This window comes from Acuticoccus mangrovi, from assembly GCF_016411865.1.
In the GTDB taxonomy this organism is placed as follows: Bacteria; Pseudomonadota; Alphaproteobacteria; order Rhizobiales; family Amorphaceae; genus Acuticoccus; species Acuticoccus mangrovi.
This window is the reverse complement of the sequence record NZ_JAEKJA010000018.1, coordinates 74,277-90,622: the sequence shown is the minus strand read 5'-3', so window position 1 is coordinate 90,622 and position 16,346 is coordinate 74,277. Positions and strand designations below refer to the sequence as shown.

The following is a 16,346-nucleotide window of genomic DNA, read 5'->3' as shown; positions in this document are numbered from 1 at the left end:
TCCTGGTGGGACGCAGCCACACGACGAGAGTGCGGGACGAGACGATGCCTGAGCTTCCCGAAGTCGAGACCGTACGTCGCGGGCTGGCGCCGGCGATGGAGGGAGCGCGGATCGCCGCCGTCCACCTCGCCCGCCCGGACCTGCGCTTCCCCTTCCCCGAGCACTTCGCCGAGCGCCTCACCGGCCGCCGCATCGAGCGGCTCGGTCGTCGCGCCAAATATCTCATCGCCACGCTCGACGACGGCACGGCGCTGATCGCCCATCTCGGCATGTCCGGTGCCTTCCGCGTGGAGGGCGAGACGGTGGGCCAGTTCGTCTATCCGCGCGGCAAGAGCGCGGCGCACGACCACGTGACGATCGATCTCGGGACGTGCCGCATCGTCTACAACGACCCGCGCCGCTTCGGCTTCATGACCCTCGCCGACGCCGCCACGCTCGAGGCGCATCCCTATTTCGCCCATCTCGGGGTGGAGCCGATGCCCGGCGCGCTGACGGCCGACGGGCTGGCCGCCGCCCTCGCCGGCAAGATGACGCCGCTCAAGGCGGCGCTCCTCGACCAGCACATCATCGCCGGGCTCGGCAACATCTATGTATGTGAGGCGTTGTGGCGGGCGCGCCTGTCGCCGCGGCGGATGGCCGGGTCGATCGTGCGGCGCGACGGGACGGCCGGCGATCGCGTCTCCCGCCTGGTGGCCGCGATCCTCGCGGTGATCGAGGAGGCGATCGCCGCCGGCGGCTCCTCGCTGCGCGACTATGTGGCCGCCGACGGCTCGCTCGGCCGCTTCCAGCACACCTTCGCCGTCTATGGCCGCGAGGGCGAACCGTGCGCTCGCAACAGCTGCTCTGGAGTGGTGACCCGCATCGTCCAGTCGGGCCGCTCCACCTTCTTCTGCCCCACCTGCCAGCGCTGAGGGGCCCGTCGGCTCAGTCGATCGAGGCGGCCGCCGGAGCGGGAGAGCCGGTGGTGGCGGTCGCCTCACCGGATTCGCCGAGAGCGAGGGCGAGACAGAGGGCGATCCCGATGGCGAGGCGGAAGATCATGGCGGGCTCCTGGCGTGTTCGCATCGCTGCGTGTTCTTGTCGTTGCGGCGGTCGTTGCCGCCGCGTCGATGAAGCAACGCCGCAGCCCGCGTTCTATTCCGAAAATTCTGCAAACTTTTGCGGGAAAGAGCTTTCGAGCCGCCGCGGATCGGCGCCGGAACGAAAAATGGCCCGGCGAGGAGAGCCGGGCCATTCGATCGGTATCTGAGCGTTCGGTGGGATGGATGCCCGCGGCGGGTTCCGCAGGACCACGGCATGGGACGCACCGTGCCATCGCCGAAGAGAAGATCTTGGAGTGAGAAGGGTTGGGGTTGAAAGGTCGTGAAGTGGTCCGAGTCGTAAAGTCCTGTCGCTCGGGGCGGCCCTGTCTCCTCCGGCCGTCCCATGTGAACAACGCCCCGGCTCCGCGCCTATTCCGCCCCCCTCCGATTTTTTTTCGGCGCCGTCGTCAGTGGCGGAAGTGGCGCATGCCGGTCATCACCATGGCGATGCCGGCGGCGTCGGCGGCGGCGATCACCTCCTCGTCGCGGCGTGAGCCGCCGGGCTGGATCACCGCCGTGACGCCCGCCGCGGCGATGGTCTCGAGACCGTCGGCAAAGGGGAAGAAGGCGTCGGAGGCGGCCACCGCGCCCTTGGTGCGCGTCTCGGCCTCGCCGGCCTCGCGGGCGGCGTCCTCCGCCTTCCAGGCGCCGATGCGGGCGGCGTCGACGCGGCTCATCTGGCCGGCGCCCACCCCCACCGTCGCCCCGCCCTTGGCGTAGACGATGGCGTTGGACTTCACGTGCTTCACCACGCGCCAGGCGAAGCGGAGGTCGGCCCACTCCGCCTCGGTCGGCGCGCGCTTGGTGGCGACCTTCACGTCGCCCGCCTCCAGCGTGCCGGCGTCGATGTCCTGCACCAGGAGGCCGCCGCCGACGGAGCGCACCATGGTGCCCCCCGGCGTCGGCAGCGTGTCGGCGAGGAGGACGCGCACGTTGGGCTTCTTGGCGAGCACGGCGAGCGCCTCGTCGGAGGCGCCGGGGGCGATCACCACCTCGGTGAAGATCGCCGCGATCTTCTCCGCCGTCGCCACGTCGAGCGGGCGCGACAGGGCGACCACGCCGCCGAAGGCCGACACGGGATCGGCGAGGCGGGCGGCCTCGTAGGCCTCGGCCAGCGTTCCGGCGACGGCGATGCCGCAGGGGTTCGCGTGCTTCACCACCACGCAGGCGACGTCGTCGGCGAAGTCGGCGACCGCCGTCCACGCGGCGTCGGCGTCGGCGACGTTGTTGTAGGAGAGCGCCTTGCCCTGGACGACGCGGGCGGCGGCGATGCCCTCGCCACCGGCGGAGCGGTAGAAGTCCGCCCTCTGGTGCGGGTTCTCGCCGTAGCGCATCTCGGCGACGCGCTTGCCGCCGAAGGCCTGCCACACGCGGTGATCGATGGCGGTGTCGTCGGCCGCGGTCACCCCGCCGAGCCACGCCGCGATCGCCGCGTCATAGGCGGAGAGGCGGGCGAACGCCTTCGCCGCGAGCCGGCGGCGCATGGCGAAGGGCACGGCGCCACCGTTCTGCTCGATGGCGTCGGCGACGGCGCCGTAGTCGTCGGTGTCGACCACGATGGCGACGTGGGCGAAATTCTTGGCGGCGGCGCGCGTCATGGACGGGCCGCCGACGTCGATGGTCTCCACGAGATCGGCCTCGCCGAGACCCTTCGCGATGGCGCTCTCGAACGGATAGAGGTTGGAGACGACGAGGCCGATGGGACCGATGCCGGCCTTCTCGATCGCCGCCACGTGGTCGGGCTTGGACAGGTCGGCGAGGAGGCCGCCGTGCACCCCGGGGTGCAGCGTCTTCACCCGCCCGTCGAGCATTTCGGGGAAGCCGGTGAGGCTGGCGACGTCGATCACCGGCAGCCCGGCGTCGGCGAGGGTGCGGGCGGTGCCGCCCGTCGACACCAGCTCGATACCGGCGGCGTGGAGACGCTCGGCGAAGGGCACCAGGCCCTCCTTGTCCGACACGGAAAGAAGGGCGCGGCGCACCGGGTGCGAGGTGGTCATGGCGTGTCCGATTTATTGGCGTTCCCGGCGTCGTTGTCGAGCGGCGCCGCATGGCGTGCGATGTGCCAGCGCACGGTGTCGTCGGTCAACGTGTTGCCGGCCATCACGAGCTGCACGGTGCGCCGAGCCCGACGCGGCCCGCTCAGCACGATACTCTCTTCAACACTGATCGGGGGCCCCTGGTCGAGACCAAAAAGCCATATGGCGCCGTCGGGTAGGCTGAAAAGGGCGCGTTTTCGGGTGCGCTCCACCCGCACCTTCACGTCGGGGTCGAGGTGGAAGCGCACTTCGAAGGGCATGCCTGCCAGTCGCTCGCGGCCCACCAGGCGATCCTCGCCTTCGAGCCACAACCCGTCCTCCGAGAGAGTGAGGCGGCGCTCGTGCAGGAGGCCGAAAGGGCGGCGATAGCCGTCGTGCACGGCGCGGGCGGTGAGCTTCTCCCGCTCCACCTCCACGCTGCGCGGGCCGCGATAGAGGAGCGCCCCCAGCCAGCCGGCGAGCGGCCAGCGTTCCAGGATCCGCGCCGAGGAGGTCTCGGCGACGACGAGGCTCGACTGGGCGGCAGTGGTGCGCGCCGCCCCCTCCCACTCCGGCCGCACCCGGTCGAGCGCGCCGCAATTCACCACGAGGCGATGCGGGCCATGCGAGAACTCGAACGCGAGGGCGCTCGCGTGGGCGTGCAGCGAATGCGCCGGCGGCGGGACGCGCCCGGTGTCGAAGATCACCGCCGAGGCGCCCGCCTCGATGCGCTGAAAGCCCGTGTAGCGGGCGTTGGCGGCCGGCTGGCCGGCGACGTCGTCGTAGGCGAGCACGGCTTCGACCGTCGCGGCGGACACATGGCCGGCACCGTGGAAGTGGGCGAGACCGCCGTCGCCGTGGCGAAAGAAGCGAACCATCGGCATCATGCGGTCGATGGCGTCGCGCAGCGGCGGCGGGGTCGGGAGCTGGCGGCGGGCGAGCGCCTCCGACAGCGGGATCAGTACCTCGAGCACCTTCACCAGCGCCTCGGGACTGCGCGAGGCGTGGCCGCCGTCGGCAAGCACGTTGCCGGGCAACTCGTCCGCCACCACGCCGAGCGCCCAGCGCAGAAGCTTCGCCTGGTCGGCGATCACCGCGCCGGCGATCCCGAGCGTCGCCGCCCCGAGCAGGCGCTGCATGCCCTTCGGCGAGAGCACCACCGCGCGCTCGAGCTGGCGCATATGGCGGGCGATCGCCCGCATGTAGCGCTGGCGGAAGGCGGCCTCGGCGCCATTCAGGAGGAGCGGCGACTGGACGAGCCAGACCGCCAGCCGCTCGGCGACCACCTCCATCTCGTCGGAGACCGGATCGGCCTCGCCGCGGGCGGCGAGCCACTCGTCGAAGAGGGCGCGGGCGTTGGAGTGGGAGAGTTCGGTGGCGTTGGCCTCGAGATGATGGAGCCAGGTGAAGCCGTGCAGCGCGCGCGCCCAGGCCTCCGACGGCGGCCGCATCAGGAAGGGCGAGCCGCCCGAGACGTCCACCACGTCGCCGGCGAGGGCGAACACGCCGGCATAGATGTCGGCGGCGACGGCGGGGTCGGCCTCGGCGAGCGTCTCCGGGGCGAAGAGCACCCGCGCCGGCACGCCCGACACCGGCCGTTTCCAGAGCAGCAGGGCGACGTTCGCGAGAGCCCGCGCGCCGAGGCGCCGCGCGCCGAAGCCGATCAGCGCCGGAAGGGTGGTGACGGTGGGGGATCGGCCGGATTGGGGCAACGGGTTCTCGTCGAGGCTCCTCGGCAGCGGGCGAATCGCATTGGATGACCTATCGCCTCACAATGGATTCGCTGCAACGCCCGATATGCGCCCGCCCATCATCAATGCGACGATGGGATGTCAGCGGCGGCGGAAGCGGGCGGCGAAGAAGCCGTCGAGGCCGGCGAGGTCGGTGCCGGGGATCGTCATCGACGGCAGGGTGCGCATCGCCCCCTCCGGCGTCGCAAAGCTCGCGGCGGGGCCCTCCGTCACGGGGTCGAGGGAGAGCTCGGGCAGCGCCTCGGCCACGAAGGGAAGATGCGCCTCGCCCTCCTCCGGCTCCATGGAGCAGGTGGCGAAGACCAGCGTGCCGCCGGGCGCGACGCAGCGGGCCGCCCGGCGCAAGAGGTCGCGCTGGACGTCGGCGAGCGCCTTGATGTCGGCGGCCGACTTCGACCAGGCGACGTCCGGCTGGCGGCGCATGGTGCCCGTCGCCGAGCACGGCGCATCGAGGAGCACAGCGTCGTAGGTCCCCTCGGCGGCGAGAGCGTCGCCCACCGTCACGCGCACATGCTCGGCAAGGTGGGTGCGGGCGAGGTTCTCGCCGATGCGGGCGGCGCGGTCGGCGTCGAGCTCCAGCGCCGTGACCCGCGCTCCGCGGGCGGCGAGCTGCATCGTCTTGCCGCCGGGAGCGGCGCACATGTCGAGCGCGGTGGCACCGGCGACGTTGCCGAACAGCGTCACGGGGAGCTGGGCGGCGGCGTCCTGCACCCACCAGCCGCCCTCGGCGTAACCTTCGATGGCGGTGACGGCGCCCGCCTTGAGCCGCGCGCCGCCCGTCGGCAGGGCGACGCCCCCTTCGGGCAGGAGGGCGACGGGGTCGGCGAAGGCGATGTCGAGCCCCGGCTCGGCGCGGTGGGCGGCGGCGATCGCCGCCGCCGTCTCGGCGCCGTAGTGGGCGACCCAGCGATGCCACAACCAGCCGGGGGTGTTGGCCTCCACCGGTAGCGCCGCGAGCAGGGCGTCACGCTCGCGGATGAGGCGGCGCAGGACCGCGTTGGCGAGGCCCGCGAAGCCGCCCGTCGCCCCCTCGCCCTTGAGGAGGGCCACGGCGACGTTGACGGCCGCGTGGTCGGCCTGCCGCATGAACAGGATCTGCGCCGCCGACACCCGCAGCACCGCCCGCACCTCGGCCGCCCGCTTGGGCAGCGGCTTCGCGAGCATCTGGGCGAGACACCAGTCGATGTCGCCCCGCCGCCGCACGGTGACGCGGCCGATGGCGCGGGCGAGCGCCTGGTCGCGGTCCGACAGGCGCGCGAGGGGGCCGTGCGCCGCCTCCTCCAGCACCCCGGCGAGCGGCTGATGGCGCTCGCACACCTCCGTTACGATGTGCTGCGCCGCGGAGCGGGCCGCCGCGCCCTCGATGGCGGGACCACGACGGCGTTGGCGCGCAGGGGCCGTCATTGGCAAGGGGTCATCCCCACGGCCCGCGCGGCCGGTTCGAGCGGGGGGCCGCGCCGCGGTTGCCCCACGGTCCGCGCGGCTGACGGGTCGGGAAGGCCGGCGCGAACGTCGCCGGCTGCACGCCGGTCATCTCGGCGGCGAGGTCCTGCAGCGCCGCGATGCGGTTCTGCGTGTTGGGGTGGGTGGAGAAGAGGTTGTCCATCCGTGCGCCCGACAAGGGGTTGATGATGAACATGTGCGCCGTCGCCGGCACCGCCTCGGCCTCCTCGTTGGGCACGGCGCGCCCGCGCTCCAGCTTGGCGAGGGCGGAGGCGAGCCACATCGGATCGCCGCAGATCTCCGCGCCGCGCCGGTCGGCGGCATATTCGCGGGTTCGGCTGATCGCCATCTGCACCAGCATCGCGGCGAGCGGCGCCACGATCACGGTGACGAGCACGCCCACGAAGCCCAGCGGATTGTTGCGGTTGCCGCCGAAGAAGAAGGCGAAGTTCGCCAGCATCGAGATGGCGCCGGCGATCGTGGCGGTGATCGTCATGGTCAGCGTGTCGCGGTTCTGCACGTGGGCGAGCTCGTGCGCCATGACGCCCGCCACCTCCTCCCGCGTCATCGAGCGCAAGAGGCCGCGCGTCGCCGCGACCGCGGCGTTGTCCGGGTTGCGGCCGGTGGCGAAGGCGTTCGGCTGGTCCTCGTCGAGAATATAGACGCGCGGCATCGGCAGCTGCGCCCTGGCAGCGAGCTCACGCACGATCTGATAATATTCCGGTGCGCTCCGCTCGTCGACCTCGCGCGCATTGTGCATGCGCAGAACAAGCTTGTCGGCATTCCAGTAGGAGAACGCGTTCATGCCCAGCGCGATCACGAACGCGATGATCATGCCTTGCTGTCCGCCGATGACGAAACCGACGCCCATAAACAGCGCCGTCAGCCCCGCGAGCAGCAGGGCTGTCCGAAAATAGTTCATCAGCCCTCTCGCCAGTTCAGGTCCTCTCAGACCCTAAAATATTTGCTGCGGCTGGAAATTATCAACGGGCGAGGGCGCGGCATCGACGTCGCAGCGGGTTCAGGCGGCGCGCTCGGCCGCCTCCGTCGGCGCCTCCCAGACGAGCACGACGAACTTGTGGCGGTCGAACACATGGCCGAGCGGGCCGAGCGAAACGGTCTTCACCGGCTTGGCGCCGACGCTCTGGTAGACGCGCATCGCCGCGTCGGCGGTGATCGAGGCTTCGGTGCGCCAGGCGCGCTTGCCGCGGCGGATCACCTCCGAGCCGAGCCAGTGGAGGAGCGAGGTGCCGATGCCCCGCCCGCGCGCCTTGGGGTCGACCTTGAAGCCTTCGAGGTAGAGCTCGTCCGGCCGCCCGCGGCGCAAGGTCGCCTCGGTCAGCCAGTAGCGGGCGGTGCCGCCGATGGACCCGAAATAGTCCCGGTAGCGGGAGGGGTCCGGCCACACCGAGCCTTCCCCGTCCATCCGGTAGGAGATGAGGCCGGCGATCTCGCCCTTGACGAGGGCGACGCAGATGCGATCGGGCCGCAGGCGGTTGCCGAGCACCTTCTCGCGCACCTCCGGCAGTCCCACGATGCGATTGAGCGTCGCGCGCTGCGCCACCGAGTAGGCCGCCGCCTCGGCGGCGAGGTGCTCGGGAACGGGCGAGACGAGCATCCAGTCGTCCCCTTGCTTCACGATGCACTCGGGCGGGATGTCGGGCGTGGCCCTCTCGGACGGGATCGCTTCGGACATGGCATTAACCTTCGAGTGCGATGGCGTGACGGGGAAGCGTTGCTTTACGACACCCCTGCCCACGGCTCAACAAAGCCGGCGGCACCATCAACGTCAACGTGCAACCTAGTTGTTGCCGGCGATGCCTTCGCGGTCGATGGCGAGCAGCGTCTCGCGGTCGAGGGTGAAGTCGGTGTCGCGCCAGATGCGCTCCAGCCGGTCGAGCCGCTCGCCGAGGTCCGGTCCGCCCTCCCCGCCTTGGCCGAGGAGATCGTGGCCGCTGACCGGAAAGCGGGGGCGCTGCCAGCGCCGCGCCTCGCCGAGGAGGTGGGGCACGTCGATCACGTCGACGCCCTGCGCGACGGCCACCAGGAGGCCGTCGGCGAAGGCCTTGGCGCCGTGCTCGTAGAGCAGGGCGCGCACATGGGGCACCGAGCGCGGCGGCATGGAGCGGGCGGCATCGATCGCCATCAGGCCGCGGCTCTTCTGCTTGCGCGAGAAGCGCAGCCGCGCCGCCACGTCGGCAAAGCGCGAGGCGGAGAAGCTAACGAGGGCGGCGATGCCGAGGACGGGCGTCGGCGTGCGCCCGGTCGTCCGCTCCGCCGCGGCGAGGGCGCGAAAGGCGGGAATGTTCACGGGCGGCGGAATGTAGGCGTCGAGCATCCCGTCGCCGGCGAGAATCTCCAGCATCGGCGCCGCGCCTTTCGCCGCCAGCAGCGACAGGATCTCGGTGTGGACCCGCTCGACCGCCAGGTCGCCGAGGAGGCGGCCGTGCGCGCGCACCGCGGCGAGGCTCTCGGCATCGGGCTCGCCGCACCCATAGGCGGCGTGGAAGCGGAAGAAGCGCAGGATGCGCAGATGATCCTCGTGGATGCGCGCCTCGGGGTCCCCGATGAAGCGCACCCGATGGGCGAGGCAGTCCTCGTAGCCGCCGACATAGTCGTAGCCGACGCCGCGGCGGTCGAGATAGAGGGCGTTCATGGTGAAGTCGCGCCGCCGGGCGTCGACGGCCCAGTCGGTGGTGAAGCGCACGCTGGCGCGGCGGCCGTCGGTCGAGACGTCCTCGCGCAGCGTCGTCACCTCGAAGGGGATGCCGTCGGACACGAGGGTCAGGGTGCCGTGGAGGATCCCGGTCTCGTGCACCCCGAGGCCGGCCGACTTCGCCGCGCGGGCGACCACGTCCGGCACCACGGTCGTCGCGATGTCGATGTCGCCGATCGCCTCGCCCAGCAGCGTGTTGCGAACGGCGCCGCCAACGACCCGAGCCTCGCCAAAGCGCTCCAACGCATCGAACAGGCGCACGATGGAGTCGCTCTTGAGCCAATAGGATGTGAGCTCGAACCGCTCCGTCACGCCATCCGCCGCCGATTGTTTTACCTACTTCTACATAACTAGGGAGCTTGAGAAAACTCGCCGGACCGCCGCCGCGCCAAACGGACGGCCGGCGCCGTCGGGCGCCGGCCGATGATCAGCCTCGGTCGAGCCGGAAGCTCCGGATGCTCAGCGCGGCTCGATGTCGATCTCGTCGAAATAGATGAGGTCGACGAGGTCGCCCGGCTTCAGGCCGGCCTTCTTCAGCATGCCGGGCGTCATCACGGTGGCGGTGCGATCGTCGCCCGCCGCCGCGAGGAAGACGATCTGATCGATGTCTTCCTCGATGTCCTTCACGGTGGTGGTCACCGTGATCTGGCGCACCAGCGTGTCCTCGGGGATGCCGTCGAGCACCTCGGTGTCGTCGAGCACGGTGTAGCTGAACGCGGGCGCCGGGCCGCCTCGACGGACGTCGGCGACGATGCCCTGGGTGATGACCACGTTGACGAGATCGTTCTTGCGCCAAGCGGCGAGGTCGGCGGGATCTGCGACCGGTACGGCGTACTGGTTGTCGTTGGGCAGCTTCACGAGCAGCTCGGAGCGCTCCTCGTACGTGCCGGCCACCTGCACCGGAATCACCACCTCCGTCGCATCCGCGAAGACATCCTCATACTTCAGCTTGCTCTCGGCGGCGTGCGCCGCGACGCCGAGCGACAACAGCGCGGCGGTGGCAATCAGGAAACGCTTCATTAGAGATCCTCTCACATGGCGGCACATCACCCGATGCACCGGAGACAGTGGCGTCGGACAGCCGGAGTCCGCGCGCCGTCGCACCGACCAATTGGAGCGGCGGGGCCGAAGTCAAGCGATCTTTCGCCTTGCGCTACATCCAGCGCCGCCAGCGAAAGAAAATCGCCATCAGGACGGCCGAGCCCACCATCAGCCCGACGGCGAAGACGAAGCCGTCGTGCCATCGCAGCTCCGGCATGTTGGTGAAGTTCATTCCGAAGATCGAGCTGATCAGCGTCGCCGGCAGGAACAGGGCGGCGAGGATGGAGATGATCTTCATGATCTGATTCTGGTCGAGATCGATGAGGCCGAGCATGCCGTCGAGAAGGAAATCGACCTTGCCGTCGAGCGCCTCGGCGAGCTCGTTGAGGATGCGCACGTCCTCGATCATCGCGTTGAGGGTGGCGATGTCGTGACGATCCTTCGCGAGGCGGTCGGAGTGCTGCTTCATGAAGGTCACGAGCCGCCGCAGGCCGATCAGGCTGTCCTCCATCTTGAGGAGCTGGCTGCCGTGGAAGCCGAGCGCCTTGATCATCGCATGGACCTCGCGCCCGGTCCGCGGCTGCGCGTCCTGCTCGCCGAACACCTCGATGAGGATCCGGTCGATCTCGTTGCGCAGCTGCTCCAGCCGGTCGGCGAGGTGGTCGATGTTGGCGCTGAGGAGGGCGAAGAAGACCCGCCGGGGGTTGGGGATGGCACCGGTCGCCACCAGCGCCTTCGGGTCGAGGCCGTCGAAGCTCGCGCAGCCGGCGGGGCGGATCGTCAGGATCTGCTCGTCGTCGAGCACGCAGGTGATCGGCACCTGGGCGACCCGGTCGCCGTCGTCGGCGATGGTGCTGTAGCCCATCATCAGCGCCGCATCGGTGGCGACGAGCCGGCTCGCGATGTCCACCCGGTCGAACTGGTCGCGGGTCGGCACGTCGACGCCGAGATAGCGCTCCACCCGCGCGATCTCGTCGAACGGCGGTGCCACGAGGTCGATCCACACCACACGGTCGCGGTCGAGCCCCGACAGGTCCGGGTCGACGAGCCGGTCGATGTGGGCGCCATCGTGGATATAGGCGGTGATCATGCTGGCTCCCTGCCCGACCGGCCGCTCGCGCGCGGCTAGTAGACGCCCTCGTCCATCAGCGACACGTGGGCGGCGACGATGCGCCAGCCCTCCGGCATGCGCACCCAGGTCTGGGTCTGCCGGCCGAGCCGGGCGTTGCCCTCGCGCACGAACTCGGTGTTGGCGGTGGCGAAGTCGCGCCCGTAGGTCATGATGGTGGTGTTGCGCAGCGTCCGCTGGGGGATGGTCTTGCGCGTCCGGCGATACGCGGCGATCGCCTCGTGGCCGTAGAGGCACTCGCCGGCGCCGTAGCGCAGCACCTGCGGATCCTGCCAGAAGTAGGCGTCGAGATTCTCGAGATCGTTGGCCATCAAGGCCGCTTCGTAGCCCTGGAAGGCGGCCTCCACTTCCTTCACGATCTCGGGGTCGTTGATATCGGCACGGTCCATGGGGTCTTCCAACGTGGCGGCGGCAGGATCGGCGCTACCCTAGCCGCCTGCGGCGTCGACGCAACCGCCGAAGCCCGTCGATCTGGAGCGCGTCCCGCTCGAGGGGAGCCGCCTGAGCGGGACGGACGGGCTGCCACTCGACGAGATCGGGCATCCTGTCCGCGCACGACGGTGCGCCGGGGGCTCTATGCCTCGGCGCGCAGCGTGGTGGTGTAGGTGAAGCGGCTCGCCGGGAAGATCTGGACCGAATATTCGAGCGGCCGGCGACCGGACCCGAAATAGCGCCGGGTGATCTGCATCGCGAGCTCACCGTCGTCCACCGCGAGCTTGGCGGCGATCTCGCCGTGCAGGACGGTGGGCCGAATCTCCTGGAAGATCTCCTCGATCTTCTCGCCGCTCTGCTTCTCGATCAGCGAGAAGATCGCGGTGCGGGCGCTGTCGATGTCCTTCACCGCGGCGCTGTAGCGGGCATCGATGTAGACCTGATCGTATGACAGCGGCGTCTTCTCGTCGGCCGGGAAGCGGGTGCCGGCGAGGCGCAGGAAGCGCCGCCCGGGTCGGCAGCCGAGCTCGGCGGCGAACTTGCCGCGGGCGCCAATCTCCTCGCGCTCTTCGATGAAGAGCTCGGTCTCGCGCGCGAACTCGAAGAGCTCCGCGCGCGAGGCGGCAACGAACTTGCGGCGCGATTCGGTTATGTTCGCCTCGACCTTGGTGCCCACGCCCTTGCGGGCGGAGAGTCGGCCGCCGCTGCGCAGCACCGCGATCGCCTGGCGCACCGTCTGACGGCTGACCGAGAGATCGCTCGCGAGATCGTTCTCGGTGGGCAGCAACGAGCCGACCGGATAGCGCCCCTCGCTGATCTGCGTGTCGAGGTGATGCGCGACCTGCAGATAGAGCGGCGCGGTGGAGATTGTCGGCCTCCAGTTCGCCTTCACCTCTTCCCGGCTCGACATGCGCGCTCTCCTCCTTTTCTTGGCCGCATCGGCGCGTCTTTGGATAGAAGCTAACGCGTTTCGCTCGCCGTTGCACCAGCCTGAATGACGGCGGCTCTGCACATCCCGTCTTATCTGTCGATTTTGCGAATTGCCACACCGCTCTAGCGCCGGTATGCATGGACAAATGCTGAGAAAGTGCGACCCATGATGCCGTCCCTGCCGGGCCTCGCGCCGGGGTCCAGGACCCTCTCTCCCGGCCTTTGGACGAGCCTCACGATCGTCACCCTCATCCAGATCGTGGCGACGGCGACGCTGCTCGCCCTCACCGCCCTCGCCCCGGCGGTCGCCGAAACGCTCGGCATCGGCGCCTACACCATCGGCTACCAGATCAGCCTTCTCTACGTCGCCGGGACGGTCGCCTCGGCCGTCGCAGGCACCCTCGTCGCGCGCTGGGGGGCCACCCACGTGCAGGCCCTCACCCTCGTCTGCTTCGCCGTCGGCTATCTGGGGCTCGCGTCGGCCAACGTGCCCGCCATCATCGCCGCCTCGATCATCATCGGCTTCGGCTACGGCCTCAACAACCCGGCGTCCTCGCAGCTTCTGAGCCGCGTCACGCCGTCCCGCCTGCGCAACCTGGTGTTCTCCATGAAGCAGAGCGGCGTGCCGCTCGGCGGCATCGTCGCGGCCTTCGTGTTCCCGGCCATCGCCAGCGTGGCGGGATGGCGCTGGGCGCTGATCGCCGGGCTCGCCGGCCCGGTGCTGATGGGCGTGGCGCTCGCCCTCACCCATGCCGACGCCCCGGAGGAAATCGACCGCACCGCGCGCCTGCGCACCGGCCTCGTCGCCGACCAGAAGCGCATCTGGCAAACGCCGGCGCTGCGTGCCCTCTCGCTCGTCGGCATGAGCTTCTCGGCGCTGCAGCTCTCGATCTCGGCGTTCGCCGTCGTCACCCTCGTCGAGGTCGCCGGATGGGGCATCGTCGCGGCCGGCTCCATCGCCGCCGCGATGCAGGCCGCCGGCGCCATCTGCCGCGTGGTATGGGGGGCGGCGGCGGACCGGATCGGCGGCGGCTTCATCGCCCTCGCCATCATCGGGGTCCTGAGCGCGAGCGCCACCGCCAGCCTCTCCATGATGGCCGAGCTGCCGTCGGCGGTCACCGTCGTGCTCTTCATCGTCGTTGGCACCACCGCCATCGGCTGGAACGGAGTGCTCCTCGCCGAGACCGCCCGCCACGCCCCGCGCCAGTCCGTCGGCGCCATCACCGGCGGGGTGCTCGTCTACACCTTCATCGGCGTCATCTTCGGGCCGAGCGGGTTCGCGGCGATCTACAGCCTCACCGACAGCTACCCCACGGCCTTCCTGGTGTTCGCCGCCTGCGGGCTGATCGGGGCCAGCGTCGCGCTCGGCGCCCATCTCGGCGAACGCCGCCGCGCCGCCATCGAGGACGGCGAGCGACCCGCCTAGGCCGGGATGGCGCTAGATGCGCGCCGCCGACGCCAGCATGGCGCGCGGCGCGATCATCGCCCGCTCCTCGTCGCGGCGCTTCAGGACCTGCCACATCGCCATGCCGTAGCGCGTGCTGTGCTCCTCGGCGAGGCGGGCCGCCCGCGGGGCGTCGCCCAGCAGGATCGCCGCGACGAGCTCCTCATGCATCGTCACGTGATCCTCGAGCGGCATGATCTCCTCCGCCAGCCAGTGGTAGAGGCGGATCTGCCCCTCGATCAGCCGATAGTGCTCGCGCAGCTGCCGATGGCCGGAGGCCTCTATGATCGTGAGATGCAGGCGGAAGTCGGCCTCGATGGCGGCGGCCCGATCGCGCTGGCGCACCGCCTCGCAGATGCGCTCGAAGGCGGCGAGCACGGCGGCCTTGCGCGCCGGCGTCGGATCGGAGGCGACGATGCGGGCGGCGAGAGCCTCGAGCGCATGACGCAGCGTCGACAGCTCCATCATCGCGTCGGCCGAGACGCTCATCACCGCGTAGCCCTTGTTGGGGATCTTCTCCAACAACCCTTCCTGGGCGAGGCGCCACAGGGCAGCCCGAACAGTGCCGCGACTAACCGCCAGCCGATCGGTCAGCGCCGCCTCGCGGAGGCGCGCGCCGGGCCCGAACTCTCCGGCGAGGATCTGCCCCCGCAGGACTTCGGCAACCCATTCGTCCATAGTCTGGTATGCGCTCGTATTCCCCGTGTAGCCCATGGACCCGCTCCCCGCCCCCGGCCCGGACTTTCGACTAATTCTAATACATGCCTCAGCCGATGTGCCTGCGCCAGGGGGTGGTCATCGAATTGTCATCAACGGCCCGCCATCCTATGAAGTTCCATGCTTAGGCGCCGTCTGAAGCCGCGGCGCCCGATCCTCGCCAATAGACCGTCACCAAACGGGACCAGCGCCACGCCCTCCCTCCTCGCCTCTCCCCGCCCCGCGGCACGGCCGACGCCGAGGACCCGCCCCCTCCGCCCGTGCGAGGCCATCCGATGAAACGCACCGACGTCGTCCGCGCTCTCCTCGCGGCGACGAGCATCGCCGCCTTCCTCCACGTGGTGCTGCCGTTCCCCTTCCTCGGAGATGCGGCAGCGGTGGCGCTCTGCGGCGTGATCGTGTCCGGAGCGCCGGGGCTGCGGCGGGGAACCGCCATCCTGTGCGCCGTCCTCAGCCTCGTCACGATCGGGGCGCTGGTGGCGGGCGCCTCCCCCGCCGCGCTGTGGCATCAGCTCATCGGGGCGGCGATGATCGCGGCCTTCTTCCACTGCTTGGTGGTGCTGCGCGCGACGGTGGAGAACCACCCGCGCCTGCCGGAGGTGAAGCAGCGCTTCTCCGCCATCGCGGACGGGGCGGGCGACGGCGGCATCGTGCTGATGAACCATATTCTCGGCGGCGTGATCTCGGTCGGAACCTTCACCATCTTCGCGCCGATCGTCGCCGATGCCGACGAGCCGCACCGGCGGCGGATGGCCGAGCTCTGCCTGCGCGGCATGGCGTCGATCGTGCTCTGGTCGCCGCTCTCGGTGGCGATGGTGACGGTCACCTCCAAGCTGCCCCAAATGCCGCTGTGGTCGGTGGTGCTCGTCGGCATGACCATCGCCTTCTCCACCTTCGCCATCCAGTCGATCGCCGGCGTCTATTCGCTGAAGGGCAGCGTGCTGAAGGCGGTCATCAACGCCATCATGCCGCTCTTCGGGCCGATGCTGATCCTCATCCTGGCGATCTTCCTGGCGGTCGGCGTCACCGGCGCGTCGGCGATCGCGGCGATGATCGTCTGCGTGCCGGCCTTCGCCCTCCTGTGGGCGACGCGCTGGGGCCAGCGCGCCCCGCGCCAGGTGCTGCGCGGCGCCTATCTCGCCGGCAACGTGCTCGTCAACGACGTCGCCCTCTTCACCGCCTCGCTGGTGACGGCGGGCGTGCTCGTCGACCTCCTCGGCGCGCCCGACGCCGTCGGCGCGGCAGGCGGGACGAGCCACCTCTCCTTCCTGATGATCGCGGCCGCCGCCTCCACGGTGGCGCTGCTGCCGCTCGCCGGCATCCACATGGTGCTGCCGGCCACCATCGTGCTCTCCTTCCTCGGGACGCAGGCCGACCTTGCGACCCAGCTCGCCCTCGGCACGCTGGTGATGACCGCCTGGGCCGTCGCCTCCATGTCGAGCATCGGCTCGATCTCGATGCTGTCGGCCTCGAGCCTCTTCCGCGTCTCGCGCAAGGAGCTCCTTCTCGGCTCCAACGCCCTGGTCACGGCCCTCACCGTCGCCGTCGCCCTCACCGTCGCGGGGCTGATCTTCGTGACCGCGGGCATCTTCGCCCCCGACGCGTGACGCCCCTCGGCCGCCGACGAGCCGCCCAGCCGTGCGCGG

The 16,346-nt window shown here is 70.4% G+C and carries 15 protein-coding genes; 3 read left to right on the top strand and 12 right to left on the bottom strand.

Annotation, left to right across the window (positions count from 1 at the left end; all coding sequences use genetic code 11):
* The first annotated feature begins 44 nt into the window (after positions 1-44).
* A complete protein-coding gene (gene mutM / locus JCR33_RS18205; RefSeq protein WP_198883546.1) occupies positions 45-911 on the top strand; it encodes a bifunctional DNA-formamidopyrimidine glycosylase/DNA-(apurinic or apyrimidinic site) lyase in 867 nt (288 codons plus the stop codon).
* 13 nt (positions 912-924) lie between these two features.
* On the opposite strand, the gene JCR33_RS18200 is transcribed toward mutM, so the two are convergent.
* The 11 genes from JCR33_RS18200 to JCR33_RS18150 form a co-directional block, all read right to left on the bottom strand.
* Complete coding sequence (locus JCR33_RS18200) at positions 925-1,065, bottom strand: hypothetical protein (RefSeq protein WP_198883545.1); 141 nt, start codon at positions 1,063-1,065, stop codon at positions 925-927.
* Positions 1,066-1,489: 424 nt separating this feature from the next.
* Positions 1,490-3,079, bottom strand: coding sequence for a bifunctional phosphoribosylaminoimidazolecarboxamide formyltransferase/IMP cyclohydrolase (purH, locus tag JCR33_RS18195; protein ID WP_198883544.1), 1,590 nt, complete (start codon positions 3,077-3,079; stop codon positions 1,490-1,492).
* Positions 3,076-4,809 (bottom strand): heparinase II/III family protein, encoded by a 1,734-nt coding sequence (locus JCR33_RS18190; protein ID WP_198883543.1) that lies wholly within the window; start codon positions 4,807-4,809, stop codon positions 3,076-3,078. The genes purH and JCR33_RS18190 overlap by 4 nt, the downstream gene beginning before the upstream one ends.
* A gap of 120 nt (positions 4,810-4,929) precedes the next feature.
* Positions 4,930-6,252, bottom strand: coding sequence for an RsmB/NOP family class I SAM-dependent RNA methyltransferase (locus JCR33_RS18185; RefSeq protein WP_198883542.1), 1,323 nt, complete (start codon positions 6,250-6,252; stop codon positions 4,930-4,932).
* 10 nt (positions 6,253-6,262) lie between these two features.
* Positions 6,263-7,213 carry a zinc metalloprotease HtpX gene (gene htpX / locus JCR33_RS18180; RefSeq protein ID WP_198883541.1) on the bottom strand — a complete coding sequence of 317 codons (951 nt, stop codon included), beginning with the start codon at positions 7,211-7,213 and terminating at the stop codon, positions 6,263-6,265.
* Between the two features lie 99 nt (positions 7,214-7,312).
* On the bottom strand, positions 7,313-7,987 hold the full coding sequence (locus JCR33_RS18175) for a GNAT family N-acetyltransferase (protein ID WP_198883540.1): 675 nt from the start codon (positions 7,985-7,987) through the stop codon (positions 7,313-7,315).
* Positions 7,988-8,092: 105 nt separating this feature from the next.
* Complete coding sequence (locus tag JCR33_RS18170; RefSeq protein ID WP_198883539.1) at positions 8,093-9,319, bottom strand: CCA tRNA nucleotidyltransferase; 1,227 nt, start codon at positions 9,317-9,319, stop codon at positions 8,093-8,095.
* Positions 9,320-9,466: 147 nt separating this feature from the next.
* Positions 9,467-10,027, bottom strand: coding sequence for a hypothetical protein (locus JCR33_RS18165; RefSeq protein ID WP_198883538.1), 561 nt, complete (start codon positions 10,025-10,027; stop codon positions 9,467-9,469).
* A gap of 133 nt (positions 10,028-10,160) precedes the next feature.
* Entirely contained in the window at positions 10,161-11,138 is a 978-nt protein-coding gene (locus JCR33_RS18160) for a CorA family divalent cation transporter (protein WP_198883537.1), read from the bottom strand.
* Positions 11,139-11,173: 35 nt separating this feature from the next.
* A complete protein-coding gene (gene hpxZ / locus JCR33_RS18155; protein ID WP_198883536.1) occupies positions 11,174-11,566 on the bottom strand; it encodes an oxalurate catabolism protein HpxZ in 393 nt (130 codons plus the stop codon).
* A gap of 185 nt (positions 11,567-11,751) precedes the next feature.
* Positions 11,752-12,519 (bottom strand): GntR family transcriptional regulator, encoded by a 768-nt coding sequence (locus tag JCR33_RS18150; protein WP_198883535.1) that lies wholly within the window; start codon positions 12,517-12,519, stop codon positions 11,752-11,754.
* 186 nt (positions 12,520-12,705) lie between these two features.
* On the opposite strand from JCR33_RS18150, the gene JCR33_RS18145 reads away from it, so the two are divergent.
* Positions 12,706-13,965 (top strand): MFS transporter, encoded by a 1,260-nt coding sequence (locus JCR33_RS18145; RefSeq protein WP_198883534.1) that lies wholly within the window; start codon positions 12,706-12,708, stop codon positions 13,963-13,965.
* A gap of 12 nt (positions 13,966-13,977) precedes the next feature.
* On the opposite strand, the gene JCR33_RS18140 is transcribed toward JCR33_RS18145, so the two are convergent.
* Positions 13,978-14,661 carry a GntR family transcriptional regulator gene (locus tag JCR33_RS18140; RefSeq protein ID WP_198883533.1) on the bottom strand — a complete coding sequence of 228 codons (684 nt, stop codon included), beginning with the start codon at positions 14,659-14,661 and terminating at the stop codon, positions 13,978-13,980.
* 314 nt (positions 14,662-14,975) lie between these two features.
* Between JCR33_RS18140 and JCR33_RS18135 the strand changes: the two genes are divergently transcribed.
* Complete coding sequence (locus JCR33_RS18135) at positions 14,976-16,307, top strand: hypothetical protein (RefSeq protein WP_198883532.1); 1,332 nt, start codon at positions 14,976-14,978, stop codon at positions 16,305-16,307.
* The last annotated feature ends 39 nt before the right edge of the window (positions 16,308-16,346 follow it).